Origin of the sequence: Methanosarcina mangrovi (genome assembly GCF_052057765.1) — an archaeon.
In the GTDB taxonomy this organism is placed as follows: domain Archaea; phylum Halobacteriota; class Methanosarcinia; order Methanosarcinales; family Methanosarcinaceae; genus Methanosarcina.
The window spans coordinates 4805986-4825641 of record NZ_CP195120.1; the positions used below are offsets into that span (position 1 = coordinate 4805986).

The following is a 19656-nucleotide window of genomic DNA, read 5'->3' on the forward strand; positions in this document are numbered from 1 at the left end:
AAAAATGTTTTAGAGGGCTTTAGAATCTCATTGCCCTCAGGCGTTTTACCCTCTCATCAGTTACCGGGTGGGTCCTGAAGAGAGACTGGAGCGTTCCACCCTTGAGCGGGTTTACGATGAACATGTGTGCACTGGTCTCTTTTGCCTGGACATCCCTGATGCTTGGCTGGAAGTGGGAATTCCCGTATTCGAGCTTTTCCAGGGCATCGGCAAGAGCCCAGGGTTTTTTAGAGATCCTTGCCCCTTCTTCGTCAGCTGCAAATTCCCTTGACCTTGAGATTGCAAGCTGGATCAGGGTTGCAGCAAGCGGAGCAAGCACCGCCATTACGATAAACCCGATAATGCCTCCATTATCGTCGTCCCTGCCGCCAAAGCCGCCGAAGATTGCAGCCCAGCGAGCCCAGGTAGCCAGCATGGTAATTACACCCGCAAAGGTTGCAGCCACCGCACTGATCAGGGTGTCCCTGTTCTTTACGTGTGCAAGCTCATGTGCCAGCACACCTTCGATCTCCTCATAGGAGAGCAAGTTGAGGATCCCGGTCGTAACAGCCACAGCCGCGTGCTGTGGGTTCCTGCCAGTTGCAAATGCGTTTGGCATCCCGGAATCAACAACATACACTTTGGGCTTTGGAATATTTGCTTTCAGAGCCAGCCCGTCAACAATCCTGTGAAGGTTCGGGGACTCTGCAGGGGTAACTTCTCTTGCCCTGTACATTTTCAGTACAATCTTGTCGCTGTACCAGTAACTTCCAAAGTTCATGATTACTGCGAAAAGAAAGGCAATAATCATCCCGCCCGTTCCGCCGAAGTAGTCTCCGATAAGTACGAGGAGCCCTGTCAGGGAAGCAAGCAGAACTGTGGTTCTAAGCATATTTTTCATGACTTCTCACACGACGTCCTCCCAGGCTAATGTCTGGGTTTTCAGTCTTTTGATACGTATGTTTTTCATTTATTTTTGTAAGTTTGATTGGTTAGTATCAAGTGTATATCTCTTGTCTACAGATATATATTTTTTATCTCCTATCCGGGAGATTTGTACTTTTGTGTTAATTCTATTTCCCAATTCATTCAAAAACACACTTTGATTCTTTAAAATGGAAAATTTATTCCCCAAATGGGAAGTTCTATTTTTCTACAAAAAGTCTTGCTCACCCTTCTGGTGAGGCTCTCATATTTTAAGTTGCAACAGCCATTAGAGCCCCGGTTTAGAGATAATTATATTGATTTTATCTTCGAAATTTGTTTTTAGTTCGATTTCAAACTATTATATGGGAGTTTCAAGTATATATTATTTATTGAAAGAAATTTTTATTAAACCTTTTTGGATGAAAGTAAATGAAGCTTGGATTTTGCCGTCCCGGAAAGTATCATCATTGCAGGTTTTTGATTCCTTATTACGATTTAATACTTTCTTATGTCACCCGTCAATTTCATACTCCAACCTCACCAGCCCACTCTCATACCTCTCCGTATCTATCATTCTGAGCCTGACCTCCTTCCCAATCCGGTCAAACAGCGAAATTCCACTCCCAAGAATAACCGGAACAACGAAAACAATCAAATCCTGCACAAGGTTTTCTTCGAGAAATATCTTGATAAGCTGCGAACCGCCCACGAGCCAGATATCTTCATCAGTATTTTCCTTCAGCTGGCGCACAAATTCTCCGACGTCCCCGGAAACAAATTCTACATTTCTTTCTCGGCGCGGGGGTTCCTTTTGTCTGGTAAAAACATACGTTTTCTTCTCCCCGTAAGGCCATACTCCGAAGCTCAGGACCTGTTCATAAGTTTTCCTGCCCATAAGGACTGTGCCGATCGAGGAGAAGAATTCGGAGTATCCGTAGTCGGTTTCGGGACTATTTTCGTATTCAGCTAACCAGTCGATACTGCCGTTTTCCCGGGCTATGAAGCCGTCAAGGCTGCAGGCGATGTAGAGTTTTATTCTGGGATTATTTTCTTTCACTGCCTCTTCCCCTTTTAGTGGTTACTATTTGATTTTATGCGATTTTGCTTCTTATTCATTGTTTCATTTCAATTGTTTTATGGTTCAGGCCGTTCGCAAGCGAACGGGACAGGACAGACGGGAATAATCTATTCACGTAGCTCGGATGAAGTTTTTGGTCTTATTTTTCTGCTCTTCTTTTACCGAATTAAGCTGAGAAACAGCAGGTCTCTCTCATAGTGGTCTCCTATAAAAGACCAGAATAAGAAAAGTTGGTCTCCTATATAATACCAAATTTTCAGTAAAATGGTCTCCTATAAAAGACCATGGAAAAAAAGGAGCTTGCAACAAGCCTTAGAGGCCGAACTCTTTCCTTTTATCTCTATCCTCTGGATTTTCGGGAGTACCTGGCTTTCCGGGGAGTTGAACCTGTTCAGGATTTTGAGTACTCCAAGCAGCGTTTTGAACTTAAGAAGCTCTTTGAGGAGTACCTGTATGAAGGGGGATTTCCCGAAGTCGTGCTCGAAGTTCCGGAGCTCCGGAAGAAGATTCTTCAGGATTACTTGAAATGATGATCTACAGGGACCTTGTGGAACGTTTCTCTATCCGGAATACCACCCTGCTCAAAGCTCTCACAAAATACCTGATCACAAACATCGGGAATCCTTTCAGTGTAACTTCTTACTACAAAGCGATAAAACAGGATCAGGAAGTCTCAAAAGGCACTCTCCTCGAATACCTCTCTAATCCTGAAGACATTTCCCTTGTCTATTTCCTGCCTCTCTTCAGCTACTCTTTAAAGGCGCAGGCAATAAACCCCAGAAAGGTATACTGCATAGACAACGGACTTCGGAATGCCATATCTTTTACCTTTTCAAAAGACGAAGGCAGACTTGCCGAAAACCTGGTTTTCCTCGAACTCATGCGCCGGGATAAAGAGATATATTACTGGAAAAACTGGGGAGAGGTGGATTTCGTGGTGAAGGGAAAAGACAACTCTCTTACAGCCATAAATGTCTCCTACATCGATAGGACCGAAGAAAGGGAAATCCGGGCACTGGAAGAGTTTTCAGGGGTTGAAGGATTCGGGGTCAGGTAAAAGAACTCCTTCTGCTCACAAAAGGCACTGAAAAAAAAGAAAATGGAGTCAGGTACATGCCTTTGTGGAAGTGGGTACTGAAAACCTGGTAAATGAATGGGAATGAATTTTTGCTATTGTTTGAGACTTTTCCTGGTGGTCCGACCTGGCAGGATTTTTCTGAAAAACTTAAGTGGGTTGGAAGCTTTTTGTAAGTGGGATTAACCTCCTGCCCGGTTTTCCAGATCTGCTTTTAGATCTGTTTAGATCTGTTTTAGATCTTTTCTTTACGGAATCGGGCTACATAGGGCATTTTCATAAAGTATGCTTCTGTAAAGTATGCATGTCAGCGGGCGTTACGGATGGAATTCTGGCTGAAAATGGGTTAAGGGGTTTGTTTATGGTAATAATGGAAAAATCGTTTAAAATTGAAACTGATTCCTTAGACGATGAGTATTTAGAAGGCTTGATCAGGAGCGGATGCTTGAAAATTCTGGGGGAAACTGAGCCGTCTTTGAGCTGTCTCCCCATTGTTACACCAAAAAATGAGATGTATGATTTTTATGCCTATGAATATATCTGGACACTGAGTTTCATGTCTCATCTGGATAAAAGGGAGAGACCGACCCTCGATTGGATCAAATGTTTGAAAAAAACAAACACAATTATCGTGCAGATTTTTTTCCGTACTTCAAATACAAACTATACGGTCCGGGAACTGACCGCAACTTTAAAACCTCCTCTTATGACCAATAAAAACCTCTGGGATACCTTCTGCGACTCCTGGATGAAAATAACGGGAAGAACTGCAAAACTCATTGGAGAGACTACAAAAATCCCTTCGGTTTCACAGGTAGGAGAAGTAATGGATATGCTTGGTGAACTGGAAAAAGATGTGGTGCCCAGTTCTCATGCTTACCCCTGGTATTTGAAAACAATTGTAACCACAGATGAGGAAGGAAATCTCCTGAACGGGGTCGAGTGGACAATTGACAGAAAAGCTTTTCACAGCATCGGTAACAGATTGATGGGTGGAATTTGCCTCATGTTCATAAAATCTTCTGGTTCGGAGAAAATTAAAGCTCCTGTTAAGCTGGATGTAAGAGCAAGAATCACTTTCAAAGAGTTAGCTTTAAACGAGGGTAAACATCATGACTTTTGGATTCCGGCTAATCCTAACAGGAAAGGCTTTGAAAAAAATGGCTTCTTTTTGGAAGTAAATCCAAAATGCGAAACTCTTTGAAATGATTATCGGCCACGTTCCGGAATATTAACAATCTCTGAACTCAGGTCCCGCCCTATTCGACTGTTAAGCTTGTTTTTCTTTTTTGCTTTTTAAATCATAACCTTTTTACCTTTCCTTTCCAAAAACTCCTGCATGTCATCTCCAGGCATCCCCCTCAAAACGGATCACTCTGCCAGAGACCGTCTTTATTGGAACTTTTTCAATATGATCCCCTTCCTCATCGGTTCAATTGCAATTGCCAAGGATTCCCTCAAATGGGTTGCAGTTTACATTGGAATAGCGCTCTTTTTCTTCCTGGTAATCGAATTTCGCTTCGCCTGCACCCACTGCCTTTACTATATAAGGAGCAAGGGATGCGTAAAATGCATGATGCTTTCGGGAGTGCCAAAGATTTTCAAAGCTCGTCCCGGTCCTCACAGCCCTTTTGAAAAGGCGATGACTATTCTCGGGGCTCTTCCCATGTTTTTCTTTCCGGTCTACTGGCTGGTCAAGGACCCTCTGCTGCTGGGGGCTTATGCTGTTTCCTGGATACTGTTTTTTCTGACCGCCCGGCGTTACGAGTGTGTACGGTGCCTTAACTTCGAATGTCCCATGAATCGTGTGCCTGCAGATGTCAAAAAAGAGTTTGAGAAAGGGGATAGGCCTTCCGGGAACTTTGAGCTTTCTGGAAAATGTATTTGGGGGGCAGGTTCAGGCAGATGCACGTCCCTGCGGGCAAAACATGAGTTTAAGGATTTTCTTTACTGGAACTTTGTGACCCTTGTTCTTCTTTTTTCGGCGGGGCTTGCAATCGGCATCAGTTCAACAGGGTGGCTTCTTGCCTATATTTTCATAGTTTTTTTCCACTTCAATATTCTGGAGCAGCGTTTTTTCTGCACTCACTGTCCTTACTATGGAGGAAAAGGAAAACGGTTGAAGTGCATGATGAACTGGGGTTGGCCGAGACATTTCAGGTCCAGGCCGTACCCTCCGAACAGATTCGATCTCGTTATTACCATGCTGGGGTTCATAGTAGTGATTCTCTTTCCGCTTCCCTGGCTTTTGAAAGAGCCATTCCTGCTGGGGGCTTACTCCATTTCGATTTTGATTTTCTTACTGACAATATGGAGGTATGAGTGTTCCCGCTGTATTTATTTTGGATGCCCTTTTAACAGGGTATCGGTTGAAGTGAGGAAAGAGTTTGAAAAGAGGAAAAAGTTTGAAAAGGAAAAAGCGAGTTGAATGAGGCCGGACGATTTAAAGGAGTGGTAATATGCGGCGCAGTGCCGTGTTTTTCCGTTTTCATATCACTTTTTCAGCATTGTTTAAGCGTTGGACCGTTTTTTTTCTGTCACTCCGGTTAGAGTCCCAAAAATTCGGTAGCAAGAAGTCTATATAGCTTTTATTTTTTCTGGATTTTGATATGTTTCCCTAATAATTCGAATTGTTTTGAAATAGAAATCTATTTATTATATCACTAGGAAATAGGTTACCGTCTTCCTTGTATGCTGTGCTGAGAATACTCCAGAAAATGATAATGAGATTATTTGCTGAAAACCCTCTATAAGACGTAAAAATGTAGAAGTTTTCCAAAAAACAGATTCGTTAGCGTTTTCCAATTTCAGTAACTGTATATCTATTTAATAACTGAATATACTTTTATATCATTATGTTTATTCGAACATATCGATTAAACCATAATAAGTCTGTAGGGATTTCTATGCGTGGAAAAATAGGTACACTATTGATACTCTCTCTGCTGGTTCTGGCTGTTGCTTCCTGTGGATGTACGGAAAGTACGGGCCAGCAGGCTGTTCCGGACTCAAACTCCGTGCTTCAGAATTCGGATACCGTGCAGATTACCGATATGCTGGGCAGGCAGCTAACTGTCCCGGCGGAAATCTCCTCGGTAGTAGCCACTTCTCCTCCTTCAACTATTCTCGTTTATATGCTTGCACCGGACAAACTTGCAGGCTGGAATTTCAAAAATAATTTTACCCAACCTTTTATGGATGAAAATTACACAAGTCTGCCCGTCATAGGGGGCTGGTTCGGGACCCAGACCGGAAACTATGAAACCATAATCAGCATGGACCCTGACATTGTAATTGAAGGGTACACCACGGACGGACAGATCAATGAAGCCATCGAACGCAGGCAGGAAAGTTTTGGCAGCATTCCTGTGGTTGCTATCAATGACTCCATTATCTTCGTGACACAATCCGATCCCACTATCGAATATGTGGGTAAGCTGCTTGACTGTGAAGCCCAGGCGGAAAAACTGATCGAGTTCCGCAGTTCGATCCTCAACGAGATCAACAGCACTGTAAAAGACATCCCCGAAACTGAAAAAGTACGGGTTTACTATGCCGAAGGCCCAAAAGGCCTGATGACCGACCCGTCTGGCTCTCAGCACTCCCAGGTCATTGATATCTGCGGTGGCGTCAATGTTGCCGACTGTCCGCTGACCCCTGGAAATGGCATGACCCAGGTTTCAATAGAGCAGGTCATGGACTGGAACCCCGAGGTAATTATCACTTCCAATCCGCAGTTCTACGCAAGCGTATATTCCGACCCCCTCTGGGTAAGCGTGGATGCTGTGCAGAATAAACGGGTATACCTTGCCCCTCAGAATCCTTTCTGCTGGATCGACAGGCCTCAGGGTCCCCACCTCATAATAGGGACTGCCTGGACTGCAAAAATGCTGTATCCGGATCTTTTCACAGATATGGACCTTTCTCAGCTGACCCGGAAGTTCTACTCGGAATTCTTCCACTATGAGCTCACGGATGAAGAACTGAACACGCTACTTAATCCTGCAGCAGAGGCAAAAACGTGAACGAGAAGGGAAAATCTCCCGGGTTTCCCTATATTGCCGAGCACATCTTTGCACCCATCTATCCTGTAATAGCAGCTCATATCGTTGAACAAAGCGGGATAAAACAGGGCACATGCCTAGATCTGGGGTGCGGTATCGCGTCCCTGGGAATCGCTGTTGCGGAAGTTACGGAAATGCAGGTCTACGGGGTTGATTTTTCAACGGAGATGTGCAGGCTTTCAAAGGACAAAGCTCGACGCCACTTTCTTTCGGATAAGGTTGTTCCTCTACAGGCTGATGTCCACCTTCTCCCCTTCAGGGATAACTCCGCAGCCCTCATAGTAAGCCGTGGCTCCGTATTTTTCTGGAAAGACCTGCCTGTGGCTTTCAGGGAAATTTCCCGTGTCCTTGCTCCGGGAGGACATGCGTGGATAGGGGGCGGGTTCGGTACAAAAGAATTGAAAGCGCAGATCTCTGAAAAAATGGTCGAAATAGACCCGGACTGGCATACAGCTTCAAAAAAACGCCTCAGTCCAGAAACTATTCGGGCTATACGGGAAGCTGGGGAACAGACTGAAATTCCCTGCAGTGTGGTGCAGGACGATTCGGGCTTCTGGGTGGTCCTGAGTAAGGGAGAGTAAGGAGGTTAAAATAATGAAGTGCAATGTGTGCGAATTCGGGTGCGAAATCAATGAATACAGCAGGGGAAGGTGCGGTACCTATGTCTGTACCGATGAGACCATTGTCCAGGACCCTGATATGGGGTACCTTGGAGCATATCCTGTTTCCATAGAAACGATTCCTTTGCTTCATTATTATCCCTCAGGTAAGTTTCTTCAGGTCTTCAGCACGGGCTGTAATTTCCAGTGTTCCGGGTGTGTGGCTCGCCTGCTGGCTTCAGGCAAAGCTCTTTCCGGTACCACTTTAACTCCTTCTCAGGTCGTGGAAAGAGCCCTGCAGCAGGACTGCCTGGGAGTGGTTTCTACCTTGAATGAGCCTGCTGCAAATTATTATCTCTTCAGGGATCTTGCAGTGCAGGCAAAAGAAAAAGGTTTGCTTGTAGGCTGTTCCACAAACTGCTATTTCACAGGTGAGACTTTGAACAAGCTCGGGCAGCTTGTGGATTTCATGAATGTCGGAATCAAAGGTTATTCTGACAGGAGTTACATAAGCTGCGGAGTTCCTTCATCAGCTCCCGTTTTCCGCAATATTTCCCGACTTTTCGACATGGGAGTGCATGTTGAAACTTCGGTTGTTTATTCAAGGGGAAATGAAACCGACGTGATAAAGGTTGCAGAAGCGGTATCCGATATTTCTCCAACCATTCCGGTCCAGGTCATGAGATTCATCCCCTTCGGGGATGCTCCTATTGAGCTTGAACCCTCCGTAGGAGAGGCGGAGAGCCTGTGCGCTGATCTGCGTAAGTATGTGGGTTATGTTTATCTCTTTAATTCCCCGGGTACGGAACTATTGAATACTTACTGTCCCGAATGCGGGAGTCTTCTGGCAGAGCGGGAGTTCTACGGGCCCATGGGTTCCAGGCCTTTAAAGCCCTGGATAAATTACACCTGTGATTGCAGGAAGACTTTGCCCGTTAAAGGGACAACTGCCGTTGAACGCTTCAATGAGGAAGGTTTCATGGGAGGATACCGGATAAGTCGGGCTTTCGGGATGGTTCATGGAGTACTTACATGTCTGGGAATACTGGACGATTCCAGGTTAATAGATGTCTGGAGAGAAATCTCCGACTCCGGAACCCTTATGCAGGTGCACCATATGATCCAGCAGCCTTACGTTTATCTTGACTTTGTCAGGCTAATAGCGGAAAAGGCAAATGTGCCGGAAAAAGGAGAAGAGCTTATTTCCTTTATCCGTATACGCCTGGAGCTTGTCAAGTCCCTTGCAGCAGAAAACAGTGGCCGTAAGGTGTATTACTGCATGGGCTCTCCTCTCTTTGCCCTGAACGCCGGGAGAATGGAAAATAACCTTGTGACATTTTCCGGAGGCGTAAGCATCAATAAGCAGCTTCAAAAGGAAGGAAAACCGGGTATAAATGTTTCTCCTTCTTTCATCAATGAAAATAACCCGGATACTATTTTCATCTCCGGTTTCCTTTCCCGCCCCCTTGCTGAATTCTATACACTCTGCCTGCAGTACGGCATAGAGGCGGACGCTATAAAACAGCAGCGGGTCTATGAAGTTCCTCCCTCCTGGGATTTCGGAAATCCCCGCTGGATACTGGGCCTCATGTACATAGCAGACAAACTGTATCCCGGAAACTCAGGAATCGACCTGGAAAAAGAAGCAGATGAATTCTACCGACAGTTTTACGGCATGCCGTATGGGAAAGCCACGCCTAACAGGTCTTTTCACAGGCCAACTTCCGGGAACTGGCCAGGGCATGTTTTGAGGTGTACCCATGCCTGAATGCAGGTATTCCCGCACTTCTCTGGTATACATGCTGCCCCTGGTCTTACTAATAGGCTCCCTTTTTGTGGGGAGATATCAGACTCCGGTCTCGGCAGTTGTGGATGAGAGCATGAAAGTTTTTTCATCTCTCATTTTTGGTACCCCTGCTTCGGTTTCCACTCAACACACGGTCCTTTTTAATGTAAGGCTGCCCAGGATACTTGCAGCTTTGCTTGTAGGGGCTGCACTTTCCACAGCCGGAGCCTCTTTTCAGGGGATTTTCAGGAATCCCCTTGTCTCTCCCTATATTCTGGGAGTGGGTGCAGGTGCGGGTTTCGGAGCATGCCTGGCAATACTGCTCTGGGATAATTACCTGCTTATACAGTTGATGGCTTTTGCTTTCGGACTGCTGGCGATGTTTCTTGCCATAAGTATGGGGAAAGCCAGTAAAGGTACGGGAACTCTGGTCTTCGTGCTTTCCGGAATTATCGTGAGTTCTATTTTTACGGCGCTTACCTCCCTGGTAAAATATATGGCAGACCCTTATGACGAACTTCCCGCGATAGTATTCTGGCTCATGGGAAGCCTTGCTACTGTCAGGTACGGGGACCTGCTCTATATACTATTGCCCATGTTTGTCGGGGCTCTGGTGCTTTTTCTTCTCAGGTGGAGGATCAATATTCTCTCACTCGGAGACGAGGAGGCTAGAGCTCTCGGGATGAACGTGGAAAAAATGCGCCTGGTCATCATTGTTTGTGCAACCCTTTTAACTTCAGCGGCAGTCAGCATTAGCGGTGTTATTGGTTGGGTCGGGCTGGTCGTGCCTCATATCTCAAGGATGATAGTCGGTCCAAACTACAGCCGCCTGATGCCCATGAGCATGGTCATCGGGGCTTCGTTTCTGTTGCTCGTGGACGACCTGTCAAGGACTATTGCCGCTACGGAGATTCCCCTGGGAATTCTTACTTCCCTTGTAGGTGCTCCTTTGTTTGCATATCTTATCCGGAGGGGGCGTATGGGATGGAATTGATGCTGGAAGTGAACTCCCTTGCATTTTCCTATGGAGACGGGCCGGTCTTTGAGGACGTTTCTTTCTCGCTAAAAAAAGGCGAGGTTATGTGCATCCTGGGTCCCAACGGGGCTGGAAAATCCACACTTATCAAATGCATTGCAGGGATTCTCAAACCTGCTTCCGGGTCTGTCCGCATTCTGGGAGAGAACACGGCTTCTCTGGGGGCAAAGGGAATTGCCCGGCATATAGGTTACGTACCCCAGCAGAACGAGGTTGTGTTTCCTTTTACCGTGCTGGATTTCGTGGTAATGGGCAGGGCTCCTCATCTTTCCATGTTTGCATCCCCCCGTGCTGAAGATGTGGAGCTTGCAAGGGAGTCTCTTGCAGTGGTTGGACTTTCGGAGCTTGCGGAAAGGCCGGTTGCCAGTCTCAGCGGTGGGCAGAGCCAGATGGTCCTGATAGCCCGGGCTCTTGTCCAGAAGCCCTCTCTGCTTTTGCTTGACGAGCCGACTTCCCACCTTGATTTTGGGAACCAGGTCCTTGTACTGGAAACGGTGCAGAGACTCGCTTCCCTGGGGATGTCTATTGTGATGAATACCCACATGCCCGACCATGCTTTCCTGGTGGGCAGCAGAGCCGCAGCCCTTTCAGGAGGTAGACTGATTGCGCTTGGAGAGGTTGAAACGGTTGTAACCGGCAAGATGATGTCCTCGGTCTATGGGGTAAAGGTAGCTGTCCGGGAAATTGAAGATATGAAAAGAAAAGTGTGCCTGCCCTTGAGGGGAAATAATACACTGAAACTAACTGAAACTAACTGAAACTAACTGAAACTAAATCAAGATATTGTGAATTAATCAACGCACTGGACAAACTTCTGAATAACAGAAAGAGGTGCAGTCACCTTAATTTTACATTCACGATAAAAGTCTGAACATAGGAATACAAAAATTAAAAATTAGTGGAGAATTTTTATGAACTTAATAAGATTTAAATCCGTAGCTCTGGCTATCTTTGTGCTAACATTAATCCTTACGTTGGTAGGAACGTGTACCGCTGCATCGGTTGAAATCAGGGGCACTCCCTTTGATACAGGAAGCACGGATTCCCAGAATATCTCATGGGATTTCAGAACCTTCCCGGCTTTTGGCTTCAATGCAAATAAGTATAGTAATTACGTTAGCGGGGCTGGAGAGCACCTTTATTTTGAGGACAAAGGAAACGGCCCTGCCCTCGGGAAAGATAATCCTTTAGCCAGCACAATCGATGAAGGTGAACTTTTTTATACTACCAAACAGTTTCCTTCGAAGTATAAGGTGTTCTCCGAAGAAGAAAATGTAACAAAGCTATCATTCTTTTACATGATGCATCTCTTTGGTAAACCCTACTGTACTATTGACAATGATGCAACGCATCTTGCCAAGATGCTGTACCAGCAGGATGCCAGCGACAAGAAAACCCTCAAAGCAGGGGAGACCTGGGATATTGCCGGTGGGTACAGCCTTATTCTGAACGGGATTGATGTTAACGGCAACAAATGCTATTTTTCGCTTTACAAGAATGGTAAGGAACTGGATACTGCGGTAATCTCCATGGACGGCACGATAGATGACAGGATATTTACAGCAGATGCCGAATTCGGGGACAATGACACACATATTTATTTCGTTACCTTTGTGGATTCTGTTTTTGCAAGTGCGGATACCGATTTTGCAGTGTTCAAGTACACCTGGCTGATAGATAAGGACAAGCCTCTTTCCATTGAATCCGGGGACGAGTTTGGCAAATTCGAAGTAGACCAGGCTCTTGAAAACCTGATAGTAATGTCAAATTCTGACGCAATAACAATTAATGTCGATGCTGACAGCAAGACCAATATTACAGACGAGTGGTATTTCAAGACCTCGGATGCGGGAAAAGGAAGTAATGGGGGGTACGTGATCTACCCGGCAAAAACAGTCATTCTTGCAGAACAAAGTCCTGCAACCGGAACTGCAACAGGAACTGCAACCGGAACTGCAGAAACCGATACTTCATCCGCTGCTTCCGGCAATGTTCAGATACAGGAAGATAATAGCACTCAGACAAAAGCAATAACCGAAACCTCCAGTGAAAATAGTGAAGAGGTCTACGGAACTTCATCTGAAGTCCCGGCTGAAGCAGAAACACCTGCATCTGCCAGCAGTGAAGCTGCAGCAAGTTCTGGTTTCGGAGGATTTCTGGCTGTTTTCTCTCTGGCCAGCATAGCTTATTGTTTTAAGAGGAGTCAAATTTAAGGGGAGGCAGTAAGTCTCACAGTCCTGACTTGTTTCCTCCTTTTTTCCTCCTTTTTTCCTTTTTTTGAATAATTTTGAATAGTTCTTGAATAGTTTTTGAATAGGTCTTTCGAATAGTTTTTTAATATGTTTTTGATAGGTTTTTAAGTCGGTTTTTCAGGGCGAATACCAACTCTCCATGAAATGAAACTATTTGATTTGTGTCCGTAATTCGGAATTTTATGTCCGTCTTTCTGAATCCGGAAAGTTTCAGTCTATTTTTATGGGGATTTTGTCAGATCTGGCTGTCCGTCCCGTTCAGGAGAAAATTATTTATACTAAAACACGGTAATAGGATTCCGGGCTTCCTGTGATGGACAGGAAATCCCAATACAAGAAAAGGAGATCCAGAATATGAAAGAAAAAGTAGAGGTAGTGGCTCCAAAACCCATCTTGCGTGGGTTTTTGTTCGGCAATGGTACGTTTGTCACCCCGGCAGAAATGAGAATCATGGAAAGCCTTGGGGTCATTCCGGCAACAAGAGCGTGAACTCGAAAAGTGAACCGGGAAATGGCGCATTGTAAATAGGTCAGGGAATTCATTAAAACATTATATAACCATCCTACGAAATATCTAGCTATTTTATTAAACTAACCTCCAAAAATCCAACAAACCAACCTCCTAAATGTAAATCGATCTTCCCTTTACAGTGATTTGCACCAGCTCCTTCTTATGCTCAAAAGAAGGTGATGGAAGTCGAATCACGTTAAAAGTGAAAATTTACAGAAAATTATCTCCTGACCCGTAAGCTCTGTGCTTCTCCTGCGTTCCGATTCTTTCATTTCTCTCTTTTATTTTTTTGTTTTATTTCTTTGTTCTTGGGTTATAGATCTCCAGGTACGCGCATGTACCTGAATTAATTCCCGTCCTTTTTAAAGGAATATGTCCTTTTGCCTTTCTTTTTCAGCTTGAATAACCTCTTCCGGGTTACGTTTTCCATGATTTCTTCTTCTCTCATCTGGTGGTCGCTAAAAGAAAGGGTTCCTTCTGGTTTCAAAACTCTGTGCAACTCCTTCATAACAAGTTCCGGTTTGTTCAGGGAATGATAAGTATCATAGAAGAGGACTGTATCCAGGCTTCCGCTGGGTAGACCCGTATCATAATCGGAAAGGATAGTTTCTATGTTTTTTAGCTGTTTTATCGAAGCTAAGTGCTGGACCATCTCAAGAGCAACAGGGTTGATATCCAGAGCATAGACTTTTCCTGAAGAGCCTACCATTTCGGAGGCATCACGGATATAAGAACCCGATCCGCAGCCGTAATCCAGAATTTTGAAACCGGGCTTTATTCCGGCCTCTTCCAGGATTTTCCTGCGGGGGAAAAAGAAGTCCCGGAGCTTGAAGATAAGGGTCGTTGCGTGGAATCGAAAATCAGAAACTGGTTCTTCCGTGATGTTTTCCTCCTTCATGTTCAGTTCATAATTCAGTAATGGTTAAGCTCTTTCTCTTGCAGACAGCTTTTTTCTTCAGGCTTATTTTGAGATTCACATGCCTTATATTTTGCCTACGAAAAGTTTTCATGATTTTTTATTGTTTCGTATAGATATCCGGATACATAGTAATCAAAGTGCTGCCTGCAGCAGTTATTTGGATTCCGGATCACCACTACTATACCCCGGATCCCAAGTAAATACTGAAAGTAAATGCCGGAGCGCAAAACCTTAATCTAAAATCGGAAAATAAAATAACCTCACAAAGTATCTAAATAATTATACTTCATGATATACTTCATGAATGGCGGAGACGATTATGAAAGCCGCTTGTATCCAGATGAATATCTCACTTTGCTCGAAAAAGGAAAACCTTGAGCGTGCCCTCTCCCTTGCAGAAGAAGCAGTTGCAAAAGAAGCTGAGCTTCTCGTCTTTCCGGAAGTTTTCTCAACCGGCTTTTGTTATGACCGCATAGGAGATGTGGCTGAAACCGCTTCCGGGCTCACTCTCGAAGCTCTCCGTGCCTTTTCCAGAGAACACGACTGTATTCTTGCAGGTTCAATGATAGAAAAAAGAGATGAGAACGTAATAAGTTCAGAAAAGAATGTTCCTTCCCAGTACAACCTCGGCTTCTGCATAGAGTCTGGAAAGCTAGTCGGTATCCGCCGAAAAGTCCAGCTTTACGGCCCTGAAAAGGAGCATTTTGCTTCCGGTGACAGCATAGCTTCCATCAGGCTGCAAAAACACGGGCTTTCCATAGGGCTCATAGTTTGCAATGAACTCAGGTATCCGGAAGTTGCCCGAAAACTGGCTCTTGAGGGAGCGGATCTGCTGGTCTCAGCTGCCGAAATCCCTGACTTTTACATATATCCCTGGCGCATTATGTCTTTTTCACGGGCAATTGAAAACCAGCTGCCACATATCGCCTGCAACAGGGTGGGAAGAGACAGGTATTCTATATATCCCGGCGGCTCTTTTATTGCTGACGGATGGGGTCGCGTCCTGGCAGAAGCCGGAAAAGAGGAATGTGTCCTCATCGGGGAAATCGACCCTGAAGAGGCAAGGGAAATAAGGCAAACAGGCTCCATTCTAGAAGACCGCAGGCCCGACCTTTATTAAAAATCAGAGACTGGAATAAAATCCAAAAATCAAGTTACAGAAATCAAGTTACAGAAATCTAGTTACAGAAATCAAGCTAAAAAAATGAAATAAAAGTATTGAAAAAGAAAATCAAAAAGGTAAGCCCTGGTGGGTTACCCTTTAAGTTCCTTGAGAATAAGTTCGCGTGCAGTCTTTGCATCTGCCGTGCCTTTTGTCTTTTTCATGACCTGTCCTACGAGGAAGTTCAGAGACTTTTCTGCTCCTCCAAGGTAGTCCTGCACTGCGGCAGCATTTTCGGCAATTGTTTCGGCAACAGCTTTTGTGACCAGGTCGTCTTCGGCTTTGAAGAGGCCTTTTTCTTCGATGATCTGAGAGGGGGTCTTTTCCTCCGTGCCGTCCAGAATTGTACGGATGACTTCAACTGCAGCCCTGTCACTTATCTTGCCTTCGGCAAAAAGGGTGACCAGTTCTACCATATCCGAGCCCTTGAAGGAGTTTTCTACTTCAGGGTCTTTTGCATGGATGAAGCCGATTGTCTTGCCGTCGTAGGAGGAGATCGCAAGGTCGCGGTAGTTCAGCTCACCGAGGAAAACGTCGGCGGTCCAGGTGGCGGCAATCTTCGGGTCAACACCTTTTGCACAGACTCCTTCGTAGAAGTCGGCGAGCATGATCTTGGAGGTAAGGGCTCTTGCATGCATATCCGTAATGCCGTACTGCTCCATGAAGCGGGCACGTTTGGCGTCCGGAAGTTCGGGCAGGGTTTCTTTGATTGCAGGAATCCAGTCCGTTACACGCATGGGCATAAGGTCAGGCTCACGGAAATAACGGTAATCTTCTGCCTCTTCCTTGGTCCTCATTGAGAGCGTTACGCCACGGCCTTCGTCGAAATGGCGGGTCTCCTGCACGATTTTTCCTCCGCGACGGATCACGTTCTTCTGGCGCATGATCTCGTAGAGGAGAGCTCTTTCCACTCCTTTATGGGAAGAAATATTCTTGACCTCAACCCTGGTTCCCCAGTGGACTGAGACGTTTGCATCGACACGCATAGCCCCTTCAAGGTTTCCGTCAAAGACGTCCAGGTATTCAAGGATGTTTCTGAACTTGTCAAGGAACCTTCTGGCTTCCTTGGGGCTCCTCATATCCGGCTCGGTAACGGTTTCGATCAGGGGCATACCTGACCTGTTGTAGTCTATAAGGACACCCTTGGACTTTTCGATGCTCCCTATATGCACAAGCTTTCCGGGGTCTTCTTCCATGTGGGCTCTAGTAATCCCTACCACGTGCTCCCCGTCCTCGCCTTCGATTACAACTTTCCCTTTGCTAACAATGGGGAAATCATACTGGGTGACCTGGAAACCTTTTGGTAAGTCAGGGTAGAAGTAGTTCTTTCTGTGGAACTGGGTCTCTTCTGCAATCTCTCCTTCAAGGGCAAGCCCTACCTTTATTGCTGCTTCCACGACTTTTTTGTTCAGGACCGGAAGTGTTCCGGGCAGGCCCAGACAGACCGGACAGGTGTGGGTGTTTGGGGCAGCATTGTGGTAATCGGTAGAGCAGCCGCAGAACATTTTGGTCTTGAGTTTGTTAAGCTGGACGTGGATTTCAAGCCCGATCCTTATGCCGTCAGGGTTTTCGTAGACCATTTACGCCACCTCCGGAGGTCTCTTTGTGTGGTAATCGGTATTCTTCTCGAAAGTGTAGGCTGCACGCAGGACAGTCGGCTCGTCAAAGGGTTTGCCCATTATCTGGAGCCCCACCGGCAGTCCTTCGGTAAAGCCGCAGGGTACGGAAACTGAAGGCACGCCTGCAAGGTTGATCGGGCAGGTGTTTACGTCCGAGAGGTAGAGGGTAAGCGGGTCTTCAATTTTTTCCCCTATCTTGAAAGCAGGGTTCGGCATGGTCGGAGCCATAAGCAGGTCAACTGTCGAGAGAGCCTTATCAAAGTCCTGCTTAACAAGCGTCCTTACCTTCAGGGCTTTGAGGTAATACTTGTCATGGTAGCCTGCAGAAAGCGCATAGGTCCCGAGGAGAATTCTTCTCTTGACTTCGGTTCCGAACCCCTCGGCTCTGGTCTTTGAGACCATTGCATGCCAGTTTTCGGCGCTCTCCCTGAACCCGTAACGCGTTCCGTCAAAGCGGGCAAGGTTTGAGGACGCTTCACTCATTGCAATGATATAATATGAAGCAAGGGCGTAATTTATGTTGGGCATCGAGACCTCCTGCCAGGTAGCTCCCAGGTCCTCAAATTTGTGTATTGCGTCCCATACGGCTTTTTCTACGCCCGGGTGAATGCCTTCTCCGAAAAACTCTTTCGGAACCCCTATCTTCAGGCCCTTCACATCGTCAATAAGAGCTTTCCGGTATTCGGTTTTACTGTCAATGGAAGTGGAATCTCTCCGGTCGTAACCGGCTATGACATCCATCAGGACTGCAATATCTTCCACGTTGTTTGCGAGAGGTCCGACCTGTTCAAGGGAATTTGCGTAAGCTACAACCCCATACCTTGAAACTGCCCCATAGGTCGGTTTAAGCCCTACAACCCCGCAGAAAGCTGCAGGACAACGTACGGATCCGCCTGTATCGGAACCCAGAGCAAAAGGAGCTTCTCCGGCTGCAACAACTGCTGCGCTGCCTCCGGAAGAGCCGCCAGGTACCCTCTCAAGGTCCCAGGGGTTTGCAGTTGGTCCGTAGTAGCTGGTTTCCGTAGATGACCCCATCGCAAACTCGTCCAGGTTGGTTTTTCCAAGGACTACGGCTCCGGCAGCAAGAAGCTTTTCGATTACATGAGCATTGAAAGGAGGGACATAGCCTTCAAGGATTTTCGAGCCGCAGCTGTTTGGCAGCCCGACTACGGAAATGTTATCCTTTATCGCGATTGGCACGCCTGCAAGGGGGCCCTCGTGTCCTTCAACATCGATCTTTTTTGCCTGTTCGAGGGATTTATCGGAAACCGTTATATAACCGTTGATTTTGCTCTTTCCGATAACTTCGAGGTATCCGGCTGTTACTTCTTCGGCTGAGCTTTCCCTGATCTTCTCTTTAATCTGTGCAACACTCATCCATTTTGCCATCAAAACATCTCCTCAGCCGATCCTCGGGACCCTGAAAGCCCCATCCTGTTTGTGTTCGGTGTTTGCAAGAACGGTTTCCTGCGAAAGGCATTCTTCCACCACGTCTTCCCTGAATACATTATGGATCTCAGCGACATGGTATGTTGGAGAAACCTCTTCGGTCGGCAACTCATCGAGTTGCCCGAAGTACTCCAAAACTGAGTTAAGTTTTTCCATATACTCGACTGTTTCCTGCTCACTGATCTCAATGCGGGCAAGCCAGCCTATGTGTTCTACATCCTCTTTTGTGATCATTAAAATTCCTCAAAAATAGAATAATACGAAATGGAATGCCGTTAGTTATCCATAATAGAAACAGTTTATGAAATAAATATATTCTTCCTATTCTCATCTCGGAGGGTACGCGGGGAAGTATTTTTCAATATAATTTGCCGTAAATGTTCTCTTTTTCAGACCAAATTGAAATACTGACAATCATTTAGTTACTGTTACTCCTTACTTATTCTTCTGCTATACTCAATTCTGATTATTTTCATACTGGCTAGAAGTACGCCTGGAAATATCCTGCGGCAATATTCTGCAAATTCATATCTGCAAATTTATTGATTCCTCCGTCCACGTAGATCGGTTTTAATCTCATGGAATTACCCTGAAATCCCGAAGATTCCAAAAATTCGGGAACGAGGTGGAAAAGTGATAATAAATAGAGTAGCAGTGGATCAATTTAGTGAGACCCTTCAAAAGGTAAGAAACGATCCTTCAAAAACTAAAAAAGTGATTGAGTTTGAAGGGAACTGGGAGATAGGCAAGACCGGGCCTCAATTTTCCACAAAGATACGTTCTGAAAATGGGGGAGAGTTCTTGATTCAATCGGATGAACCTGTAGCTCTCGGAGGCGGAGGGACTGCCCCCAACCCTGTCCAGTATGGCCTGTATGGAATAGTGTCCTGTTTTGCCGCTTCTTTCGCTAAATGGACTGCAATGGAAGGTATAGTGCTCAATCAATTAAAGATAAAGGTCAGGGCTGACATGGATCTAAGTGCAAGTTTTGGAATTTTCAAGGAGCCTGCAATTCCTGTATATGAATGTATTAAATTCGAAATCGTAATCGACTCGGAAATGAGCATGGAAGAAATCGAAAGATTTAATGAGATCGCAAAGCAGCGTTGTCCGTGTTATTACTGTTTGACCACTGAAATCATCCCCGAAATTGTATTCAACAAAAAAGATTAGAACCATTAAACAGGTGTCTTTTCTCCAG

19 protein-coding genes are annotated in these 19656 nt (G+C 45.7%); 13 read left to right on the top strand and 6 right to left on the bottom strand.

Annotated elements, in window-relative coordinates; translation table 11 throughout:
• Positions 1 to 19 precede the first annotated feature (19 nt).
• Together htpX and ACSAZL_RS21135 are read right to left on the bottom strand one after the other, a co-directional pair.
• Entirely contained in the window at positions 20 to 880 is an 861-nt protein-coding gene (htpX, locus tag ACSAZL_RS21130; protein WP_011024415.1) for a zinc metalloprotease HtpX, read from the bottom strand.
• 537 nt (positions 881 to 1417) lie between these two features.
• Positions 1418 to 1963: a dihydrofolate reductase family protein gene (locus tag ACSAZL_RS21135; protein ID WP_440946510.1), complete on the bottom strand. Its 546-nt coding sequence runs from the start codon at positions 1961 to 1963 to the stop codon at positions 1418 to 1420.
• A 305-nt stretch (positions 1964 to 2268) separates the two neighbouring features.
• On the opposite strand from ACSAZL_RS21135, the gene ACSAZL_RS21140 reads away from it, so the two are divergent.
• The 11 genes from ACSAZL_RS21140 (at position 2269) to ACSAZL_RS21190 (ending at position 13285) form a co-directional block, all read left to right on the top strand.
• Positions 2269 to 2514 (top strand): hypothetical protein, encoded by a 246-nt coding sequence (locus tag ACSAZL_RS21140; RefSeq protein WP_440946511.1) that lies wholly within the window; start codon positions 2269 to 2271, stop codon positions 2512 to 2514.
• Positions 2511 to 3041: an ATP-binding protein gene (locus ACSAZL_RS21145; RefSeq protein ID WP_440946512.1), complete on the top strand. Its 531-nt coding sequence runs from the start codon at positions 2511 to 2513 to the stop codon at positions 3039 to 3041. The genes ACSAZL_RS21140 and ACSAZL_RS21145 overlap by 4 nt, the downstream gene beginning before the upstream one ends.
• Positions 3042 to 3420: 379 nt before the next feature.
• Entirely contained in the window at positions 3421 to 4263 is an 843-nt protein-coding gene (locus ACSAZL_RS21150; RefSeq protein ID WP_440946513.1) for a hypothetical protein, read from the top strand.
• A gap of 135 nt (positions 4264 to 4398) precedes the next feature.
• Entirely contained in the window at positions 4399 to 5487 is a 1089-nt protein-coding gene (locus ACSAZL_RS21155; RefSeq protein ID WP_440946514.1) for a hypothetical protein, read from the top strand.
• Between the two features lie 478 nt (positions 5488 to 5965).
• On the top strand, positions 5966 to 7084 hold the full coding sequence (locus ACSAZL_RS21160; RefSeq protein WP_440946515.1) for an iron ABC transporter substrate-binding protein: 1119 nt from the start codon (positions 5966 to 5968) through the stop codon (positions 7082 to 7084).
• The gene (locus ACSAZL_RS21165) at positions 7081 to 7704 is read left to right on the top strand and encodes a class I SAM-dependent methyltransferase (RefSeq protein WP_440946516.1); all 624 of its coding nucleotides are present in this window, start codon (positions 7081 to 7083) and stop codon (positions 7702 to 7704) included. Before ACSAZL_RS21160 ends, ACSAZL_RS21165 begins: the two co-directional genes overlap by 4 nt.
• A gap of 13 nt (positions 7705 to 7717) precedes the next feature.
• Entirely contained in the window at positions 7718 to 9490 is a 1773-nt protein-coding gene (locus ACSAZL_RS21170) for a radical SAM protein (RefSeq protein ID WP_440946517.1), read from the top strand.
• Positions 9483 to 10502, top strand: coding sequence for a FecCD family ABC transporter permease (locus ACSAZL_RS21175; protein WP_440946518.1), 1020 nt, complete (start codon positions 9483 to 9485; stop codon positions 10500 to 10502). The genes ACSAZL_RS21170 and ACSAZL_RS21175 overlap by 8 nt, the downstream gene beginning before the upstream one ends.
• Positions 10493 to 11302: an ABC transporter ATP-binding protein gene (locus ACSAZL_RS21180; protein ID WP_440946519.1), complete on the top strand. Its 810-nt coding sequence runs from the start codon at positions 10493 to 10495 to the stop codon at positions 11300 to 11302. The genes ACSAZL_RS21175 and ACSAZL_RS21180 overlap by 10 nt, the downstream gene beginning before the upstream one ends.
• 153 nt (positions 11303 to 11455) lie before the next feature.
• On the top strand, positions 11456 to 12757 hold the full coding sequence (locus tag ACSAZL_RS21185) for an S-layer protein domain-containing protein (RefSeq protein ID WP_440946520.1): 1302 nt from the start codon (positions 11456 to 11458) through the stop codon (positions 12755 to 12757).
• 393 nt (positions 12758 to 13150) lie between these two features.
• Positions 13151 to 13285: a hypothetical protein gene (locus tag ACSAZL_RS21190; protein WP_440946521.1), complete on the top strand. Its 135-nt coding sequence runs from the start codon at positions 13151 to 13153 to the stop codon at positions 13283 to 13285.
• A 367-nt stretch (positions 13286 to 13652) separates the two neighbouring features.
• Here the strand turns inward: ACSAZL_RS21190 and ACSAZL_RS21195 are convergent, their stop codons facing one another.
• Complete coding sequence (locus ACSAZL_RS21195; RefSeq protein ID WP_440946522.1) at positions 13653 to 14204, bottom strand: class I SAM-dependent methyltransferase; 552 nt, start codon at positions 14202 to 14204, stop codon at positions 13653 to 13655.
• 340 nt (positions 14205 to 14544) lie between these two features.
• Here ACSAZL_RS21195 and ACSAZL_RS21200 point away from each other — a divergent pair, with 340 nt between their 5' ends.
• Entirely contained in the window at positions 14545 to 15345 is an 801-nt protein-coding gene (locus ACSAZL_RS21200; protein WP_440946523.1) for a nitrilase-related carbon-nitrogen hydrolase, read from the top strand.
• Positions 15346 to 15479: 134 nt separating this feature from the next.
• Here ACSAZL_RS21200 and gatB read toward each other — a convergent pair whose 3' ends face one another.
• From gatB to gatC, 3 genes are read right to left on the bottom strand one after another with little or no spacing between them, the layout of a single operon-like run.
• The gene (gene gatB, locus ACSAZL_RS21205; protein ID WP_440946524.1) at positions 15480 to 16967 is read right to left on the bottom strand and encodes an Asp-tRNA(Asn)/Glu-tRNA(Gln) amidotransferase subunit GatB; all 1488 of its coding nucleotides are present in this window, start codon (positions 16965 to 16967) and stop codon (positions 15480 to 15482) included.
• Positions 16968 to 18395, bottom strand: a complete 1428-nt coding sequence (gene gatA, locus ACSAZL_RS21210; protein ID WP_440946525.1) for an Asp-tRNA(Asn)/Glu-tRNA(Gln) amidotransferase subunit GatA — start codon at positions 18393 to 18395, stop codon at positions 16968 to 16970. It lies immediately after the preceding gene.
• Positions 18396 to 18407: 12 nt separating this feature from the next.
• Positions 18408 to 18689, bottom strand: a complete 282-nt coding sequence (gene gatC / locus ACSAZL_RS21215; protein WP_440946526.1) for an Asp-tRNA(Asn)/Glu-tRNA(Gln) amidotransferase subunit GatC — start codon at positions 18687 to 18689, stop codon at positions 18408 to 18410.
• A 399-nt stretch (positions 18690 to 19088) separates the two neighbouring features.
• On the opposite strand from gatC, the gene ACSAZL_RS21220 reads away from it, so the two are divergent.
• Positions 19089 to 19628 (top strand): OsmC family protein, encoded by a 540-nt coding sequence (locus tag ACSAZL_RS21220; protein WP_440946527.1) that lies wholly within the window; start codon positions 19089 to 19091, stop codon positions 19626 to 19628.
• The last annotated feature ends 28 nt before the right edge of the window (positions 19629 to 19656 follow it).

Excerpts from the sequence above, each read along its gene's own strand:
- htpX (WP_011024415.1), bottom strand. The coding sequence starts at position 880 with ATGAAAAATATGCTTAGAACCACAGTTCTGCTTGCTTCCCTGACAGGG.
- ACSAZL_RS21140 (WP_440946511.1), top strand. The coding sequence starts at position 2,269 with ATGGAAAAAAAGGAGCTTGCAACAAGCCTTAGAGGCCGAACTCTTTCC.
- ACSAZL_RS21145 (WP_440946512.1), top strand. The coding sequence starts at position 2,511 with ATGATGATCTACAGGGACCTTGTGGAACGTTTCTCTATCCGGAATACC.
- ACSAZL_RS21150 (WP_440946513.1), top strand. The coding sequence starts at position 3,421 with ATGGTAATAATGGAAAAATCGTTTAAAATTGAAACTGATTCCTTAGAC.
- ACSAZL_RS21155 (WP_440946514.1), top strand. The coding sequence starts at position 4,399 with ATGTCATCTCCAGGCATCCCCCTCAAAACGGATCACTCTGCCAGAGAC.
- ACSAZL_RS21160 (WP_440946515.1), top strand. The coding sequence starts at position 5,966 with ATGCGTGGAAAAATAGGTACACTATTGATACTCTCTCTGCTGGTTCTG.
- ACSAZL_RS21170 (WP_440946517.1), top strand. The coding sequence starts at position 7,718 with ATGAAGTGCAATGTGTGCGAATTCGGGTGCGAAATCAATGAATACAGC.
- ACSAZL_RS21175 (WP_440946518.1), top strand. The coding sequence starts at position 9,483 with ATGCCTGAATGCAGGTATTCCCGCACTTCTCTGGTATACATGCTGCCC.
- ACSAZL_RS21180 (WP_440946519.1), top strand. The coding sequence starts at position 10,493 with ATGGAATTGATGCTGGAAGTGAACTCCCTTGCATTTTCCTATGGAGAC.
- ACSAZL_RS21185 (WP_440946520.1), top strand. The coding sequence starts at position 11,456 with ATGAACTTAATAAGATTTAAATCCGTAGCTCTGGCTATCTTTGTGCTA.
- ACSAZL_RS21190 (WP_440946521.1), top strand. The coding sequence starts at position 13,151 with ATGAAAGAAAAAGTAGAGGTAGTGGCTCCAAAACCCATCTTGCGTGGG.
- ACSAZL_RS21195 (WP_440946522.1), bottom strand. The coding sequence starts at position 14,204 with ATGAAGGAGGAAAACATCACGGAAGAACCAGTTTCTGATTTTCGATTC.
- ACSAZL_RS21200 (WP_440946523.1), top strand. The coding sequence starts at position 14,545 with ATGAAAGCCGCTTGTATCCAGATGAATATCTCACTTTGCTCGAAAAAG.
- gatB (WP_440946524.1), bottom strand. The coding sequence starts at position 16,967 with ATGGTCTACGAAAACCCTGACGGCATAAGGATCGGGCTTGAAATCCAC.
- gatA (WP_440946525.1), bottom strand. The coding sequence starts at position 18,395 with ATGGCAAAATGGATGAGTGTTGCACAGATTAAAGAGAAGATCAGGGAA.
- gatC (WP_440946526.1), bottom strand. The coding sequence starts at position 18,689 with ATGATCACAAAAGAGGATGTAGAACACATAGGCTGGCTTGCCCGCATT.